This is a genomic window from Sutterella seckii (genome assembly GCF_009183815.1).
GTDB classification, from domain to species: domain Bacteria; phylum Pseudomonadota; class Gammaproteobacteria; order Burkholderiales; family Burkholderiaceae_F; genus Sutterella; species Sutterella seckii.
In genome coordinates this window covers 1-5,850 of the sequence record NZ_WEHX01000120.1, presented here as the reverse complement: position 1 = coordinate 5,850, position 5,850 = coordinate 1, and the positions used below count along the sequence as shown (strand labels likewise).

Genomic DNA, 5,850 nt, shown 5'->3' with positions numbered 1-5,850 from the left:
CGCGCGGCCTTCACGGCGCGCTCCACGTCGGCGGCGGTGGCGTCGGCGCAGGTCGCAAGCTTTTCGCCCGTGGCGGGGTTGAACGTGTCGAACGTGCGGCCGCCTTCGGCCTCGACCCATTCGCCGTTGATGAGAAGACCGTAGCGTTCCTTGATGTACTGAGTCATGGAAATGCTCCTAAAAACTTTTCCTGAAATTTCATTGCGAAAGGGGATAAATCCGGGAGGATTCGTCCGATTTCGCATCTCTTGTTGAGAAAAGATTAGGAGCGGGCGGATTCAATTGGAATCAGCCGGAGGAAGGGGATTGCGCTTTTCTCGAACTAGTCCTTCAGACCGAAGAAGAAACCCGGGCCGCATCAAAAAGACGTGTCTTCGGCCGGAACGCCTTCTGCGAGAAGGAAGCACAAATATTTACAGACAAGTCAATGCTTTCCTATCGAGCCGATAGGGCTTGGGAAAGACTCAGGGCGGGCAGGCCGGCGCTTCCGGGAAAGCGCCGGCAAAGCCGTCAGGAGGCGTTACGGGGCCTGAGGATGAAGAGCGTATGCGATACGCCGAGGTCCGGGTGCTCGGACTCGATGACGAAGCCCGCGGCGTCAAAGATGCGCCTTAGTTCTGCGCCGTTGAAGAATTTGCTGTTGCCGTTCGCGAGCACGGTGAAGTAGAGGCTCGTTGCGGCAAGCGACAATTCCGCCGCCCGGTGGCGCTGCTCGTCGACGACGGGCTCGAGTACGGCAAGTCGCGAATTTCCGGCCATTGCGCGCCGCGTGCGCGTGAGGATGCTCACGGCTTCCGCTTCAGAGAAGCAGTCGAGGAACTGGCTCATCCAGTAAAGATCGGCGCCCAACGCCAGCGGACGGTCGGTGAGTTCGTCGGAAGTCAGCCAGTCGATGGCGACGCCCGAGAGCCTCTCCCGCACTTGGGCGAGCTCGGGCCTTTGGGAAAGCGCGTCGACCTCGACCGGAAGATCCGCAATGACGGCCTGAGCATTGGGGAAGCGCAGGAGGAAGGCCTTCGAGAAGCGCCCGGTATTGTCGCCGATGTCGACGAGCTTTCCGGGACCCTTCTCCGGGAACATCCGGGCAAGGATATTGAGCGCAGCGCCGTAGGCCTGGTCGCTGTGCCAGTGGTCGAACCCGAACCAGGCGCTTTTGGCTTCCTCGGGGAGTTCCGGCAGATGCGGATAGATGGTCTTCCATCCCGGGTTGAAGGCTTTGAGGCCCGCAGGCTTCCCTTCAGCGAGGGCTTCCCGCGTAAAGGCAAGCCCCGCATAGCAGACGGATTCGGAGAAGAAGAAGTTGGCCCGCGTCATCTCGTCGTAGACGAGAAGGTCGCCCGTCGGAGTGGTTTTGAGACCCCGTCCTGATTTCCTGTTCTCATCGCTCTCATTCAGAGCCGTCCGCTCGAGAATCCCGGCGGGCACGAGCATGTCGGTCACGACCTCGGCCGCATAAGCCGTCATGCCGGCTTTCTTTGCCGCAGCGTCGGAAGTAATGCCGGGATTTTCGGCGATGACCCTGAGAAGCCCGAAGCGAAGCGCCGCCGCGGCGGCCTGAAAGATCAGAGGCGCAAAGGCAAGGCGCTGCGCGCTTTCAAGGGTCTCAAGGTAGTTCGGACGGTTTCTGCGAAGCATGACGATCGACCAGGAAAAATCAAAGGAAGGCGCGGACGTGGGAGCGGAATTCCTCAAGGAGCGCCTCAGGGGAAAGCGTGAGGATCTCTACCGACCGTCCGGCCGGGAAGCCGAGCAACGTGAGATGTCCAGCAGGTGTTTCGAGGAACTCGATGGGGACGGCCTTGCCGGCGGGATCACGGGCGATGAGGCCCTTTTCCCAGAGCACCTCGACCTCGGGCGGACGGGCGTATTTGGAAAGAAGCTCCTCGTGCGCGGGGGAGGCGGCAGCGGACTTTCTGTCCTCGCCGTTGAATTTCTGCGCGCATTCGATCGCGCCCCAGGCGGCAAGAAAGGCTTCATCGGCACGGCGGGCGTCCGTCTTCTGAAGTTCCCGGATGGCGTCTGCAAAGTCTTCGCCGAGGGCGAATTCCGCGAGACCTGAGAGCCGTTCGTGGGTCTTCAGAATCTCGAGGTCGATCCCGGCGCGGCGGCGCGAAAGGCTCGCGGCCACGCCTTCCTCCGTGTGCGCAATTGCAATGCGCCCGAAGGGGCGGCCCTCATAGTCGGCAAGAAGCGGCCCTTCCGGGGGCTGCTCGCGCAGGAAGTAGGAGCCCGAGGACACTTCCGACGCAATGTTGGCGAGCCGCTGTGCGAGAAGTCGCCCGTAGAGGCTCTGACGGCGGCGGCGGGGATTCTGAAAGCGCGAGAGGCGAGAGCGCGTCTGAGCGGGAAGCATCGCTTCGAGCTCGCCCTCAAGCGCGGGGTCGATCTCCTCCGGGAGCTTCGTCACGAGAACGACGCCTCCTTCCGGAGGTTCGGGTTCCCAGGCTTCGTCGTCGATGTCGGCGAGAAGCTCCTCGGGGTCGTCGAAGTCGGGGGCGAAAAGTTCGCCGAGAACCGCCCGCGAACGGTCGCCGTCCGAAAAGGCTGCCGGCTTCAGAAATCTGAGGCCGCTGAGGTCGATTGGCATTGGCATGACGAGTCAGTCCCCGAGCCTGCGGAAGATGAGGCTCGTATTGATGCCGCCGAAGGCAAAGTTGTTGCTCATCACGGCCCGCTGCGGAAGTTCGCGCACCTGGTCGCGGACGTAGGCGAGCGGCACGCAGGCGGGATCCGGATTTTCGAGATTCAGCACCGGCGAGACGAAGCCTTCCAACATGCCGCGGATCGCGAAGATCGCTTCAAGCGCGCCGCAGGCGCCGAGCGTGTGGCCCATGTGTCCCTTGTAGGTGGTGTAGGGCGTATTGCCGCCGAAAACCTCAAAGGTCGCATGGCTTTCCGCCACGTCGCCGCGGTCGGTCGCCGTTCCGTGGCCGTTGACGAGGTCGATGTCGGCGGGCTCCATCCCGGCATCCTCGAGCGCGAGCCGCATGGCGGCGGCCATCTGGGCGGACTCGGGGCTCGTGATGTGAGCGCCGTCGGCATTGGTGCCGTAGCCCGCCACCTCGGCGTAGATCCTTGCGCCCCGCGCTTTGGCGTGCTCGTACTCCTCGAGAATGAGGGCGCCCGAGCCTTCGCCCACGACGAGGCCGTCGCGGTCCCGGTCGAAGGGCCGGGGCGTATGCGAGGGATCGTCGTTCCAGCGCACGCTCGTTGCAAAGAGCGTGTCGAAAATGGCGGCGTCCGTGGCGTCAAGCTCTTCGCACCCGCCCGCAATCATCACGTCCGCGCGGCCGGTGGCAATGGCTTCGTAGGCGGATCCGATTCCCTGGGAGCCCGACGTGCAGGCCGAGGAGGTCGTGCAGATCCGGCCCTTGCAGCCGAAGAAAACGCTGATGTTGACGGGAGCCGTGTGCGCCATCATGCGCACGTACGTGGTGGCCGTGATGCCGCGGCAGCTCGAGGACAGGATGAGATGCGCGAGTTCGGCGACGGCGGCGGGTTGCCCGACGGACGACCCGAAGGCGACGCCCGTCCTGGGCGAAGCGATGACGGGGTCGTCGAGGAGCCCCGCATCAATGAGCGCATCGCGGGCGGTTTTGACGGCCATCAGGGCGACGCGGCCCATCGAGCGCGTGCGCTTTCGCGTGAAGACTGCAGGATCGAGCTCAAAAGGAGCGGCCGGCGCAGCAACGCGCGTATTGAGGTCCTCAAGCTTTTCCCATTCCGTCATGTGGCGGATGCCGCTTTTGTTGGCCCTGAGGGACGCGCGCACCTCTTCCCAGGTCGAGCCGATCGGGGAGATGGCGGCCATGCCGGTGACGACCACGCGGCGGGGAGTACTGGGGAGCTTCATCAGAAAATGCCTCCCGAAACCGGAATGACGGCGCGGGTGATGTAGCCCGCTTCGTCGGAAAGGAGAAAGGCGGCGAGACCGGCGACTTCCTCAGGCTTTCCGAGGCGGCGCATCGGGACGTAGGGGAGAATCCGCTCGCGGTCCTCCGCCGTCACCATGTCGGTGTCGATGACGCCGGGAGCGATGACGTTGACCGTGATGCCGCGTGAGGCAAGCTCGGCCGAAAGGGCCTTGGCCGCGCCGATGAGGCCCGCCTTGGCGGCGGAATAGTTGGTCTGGCCGCGCGTGCCCGTGATGCCGGAAACCGAGCTCATCACGATGATGCGGCCCGCGCGCCTTCTCGCCATCGGGAGAATCAGGGGCTTCAAAACGTTGTAGAAGCCCCCGAGGTCGGTTTCGAGCACGAGATCCCAGTCTTCCTCGCTCATGCCGGCAAGCGGCCCGTCGCGGTTGATGCCGGCATTGAGGATCACGCCCCAGAAGGGGCCGTGTTCGGCCGTGAAGCCGGCAAGCGCCGTCTGCGCTGCCGCGCGGTCCGTGACGTCGAAGAAGAGCGCATGGGCCTTGACGCCCAGCTCTTTCAGGGCATTGAGCACCTCGTCCGCCTGAGGCGAGGGCTTTCTCCCGGTAATCACGACTTCGTAGCCCTCGCGCGCGATGCGAAGCGCCATGGCGCGTCCGATGCCGCGCGTGGCGCCGGTGATCAGAACGCGGCGCGGGCCGGTTTCAGCTTCAGTTTTCCTCTGGCGGATCACGCCGGTTGCGGCTGCCGGGGAAGAAGGAGACATAGTGCAGGAATTTGAAAAAAGGAGTGAAGGTGAAAATTCTATTTCGGGACCGCGCCTTCGCGCAGGGAATCCCGGGCTCCGGATTTGCCGTCAGAGACGGTCGAAATAGCCTTCCGGAGGATTGAAGACGTTGAGGAGCGCCCGGCCGGCCGGTTCCTCCCGCGATTCGTCGCCCTGGGGGCAGACCGTCACGCGGCAGTCGAACTGCCAGAGACCCTCGTCGCTCTCGAAGCTCTTTACAACGCTGCAGAGGAGCACGTCGCCCGGGAGAAAAAAGGGGCGGTCGAACTCCATTCTGCGGGTGCCAAGAAGAAGCCCCGCGCCGGGGGCCCTGCCGTTCAAGCGCTCGTTGCGGCCGGCGTAGATGCCGATGGTCTGGGCCATGACTTCAATGAGGGCAAGGGCCGGAAAGCGCCCCTCGTCGTCGACCGCAATGGCGTCGCTTCTGACAACCGTGCGGGACCTGGCGCCCTGGTCGTCCGCGGAGAGCACTTCATCGATGAAGCGCATCGGGGGCTCCTGGGCAATGAAGTCGCCTGCAGGCGCCGGGTATGTGAATCCGGCATCAGCCGGAGAATCGGTCACTGGCATTTTTCAAAAAGGAGTGCGGCGTTGCTGCCGCCGAAGGCAAAGGCGGAGACGAGTATGCGGGGAATCGCGAGTTCGCAGGGGTTGTCGGCACCCGTGAGCGACCTGAGGAACGCTTCCGGCATCTTCCCGTCGGCAAATTCGCGCTCGCCCGCGAAGAAATTGAAGGGGAGCTTTCCGCCTTTTTCAAGGAGCGCGCAGGCAGCTGCCGCGTTCATGGCGCCCGCGCCCGCGAGCTGGTGCCCGACGGCGCGTTTGAGGGACGCTGCCGGAACGCCGGGGAGGAGCTCCGCCATCACGCGCGCTTCCATGGCGTCGTTCTGCTCCGTCGCCGTGCCGTGAAGGAGCGCAAAGCCTGTTTCAGAGGGCGCTAGACCGCCCAAGGCTTCCAGGATCGCGCGCTTTGCGCCGTCGCCCGTCGGGTCCGGGGCGCAGATGTGGTGCGCATCCGAGGATTCGCCGAAGCCGCGAAGCATCACGGAAGCACAGGGGAACTTTTTGTCCTCGGTCGTCATGAGGAGAAAGCCGCCGCCTTCCGCGAGGTGAAGGCCCGTGCGGTCGCTGCGGAAGGGCTTCGCGCGTTCCGGGCTTCGCGCGCCGAGCGCGGAGAACCCCGCGGGG

At 64.3% G+C, this 5,850-nt stretch carries 6 protein-coding genes and 1 pseudogene; all 7 read right to left on the bottom strand.

All coding sequences use genetic code 11. The annotated features are described in order from the left end of the window. On the bottom strand, nucleotides 1-167 hold a 167-nt coding region (locus tag GBM95_RS10825; protein ID WP_152159105.1), incomplete at its 3' end, for an aldehyde dehydrogenase family protein. 343 nt (nucleotides 168-510) lie between these two features. Continuing rightward, the gene (locus tag GBM95_RS10820) at nucleotides 511-1,692 is read right to left on the bottom strand and encodes a methyltransferase (RefSeq protein WP_226963292.1); all 1,182 of its coding nucleotides are present in this window, start codon (nucleotides 1,690-1,692) and stop codon (nucleotides 511-513) included. Continuing rightward, a complete protein-coding gene (locus GBM95_RS10815; protein WP_152159104.1) occupies nucleotides 1,655-2,593 on the bottom strand; it encodes a 4'-phosphopantetheinyl transferase family protein in 939 nt (312 codons plus the stop codon). The genes GBM95_RS10820 and GBM95_RS10815 overlap by 38 nt, the downstream gene beginning before the upstream one ends. 6 nt (nucleotides 2,594-2,599) lie before the next feature. After that, nucleotides 2,600-3,853: a beta-ketoacyl-ACP synthase gene (locus GBM95_RS10810; RefSeq protein WP_152159103.1), complete on the bottom strand. Its 1,254-nt coding sequence runs from the start codon at nucleotides 3,851-3,853 to the stop codon at nucleotides 2,600-2,602. After that, nucleotides 3,853-4,641 (bottom strand): 3-oxoacyl-ACP reductase FabG, encoded by a 789-nt coding sequence (gene fabG, locus GBM95_RS10805; RefSeq protein WP_152159102.1) that lies wholly within the window; start codon nucleotides 4,639-4,641, stop codon nucleotides 3,853-3,855. Before fabG ends, GBM95_RS10810 begins: the two co-directional genes overlap by 1 nt. A gap of 90 nt (nucleotides 4,642-4,731) precedes the next feature. After that, on the bottom strand, nucleotides 4,732-5,226 hold the full coding sequence (locus GBM95_RS10800; RefSeq protein WP_226963291.1) for an ApeP family dehydratase: 495 nt from the start codon (nucleotides 5,224-5,226) through the stop codon (nucleotides 4,732-4,734). Further along, a pseudogene (locus GBM95_RS10795) lies at nucleotides 5,223-5,850 on the bottom strand (beta-ketoacyl synthase N-terminal-like domain-containing protein); the annotation flags it as partial. The gene GBM95_RS10800 and the pseudogene GBM95_RS10795, both read right to left, overlap by 4 nt.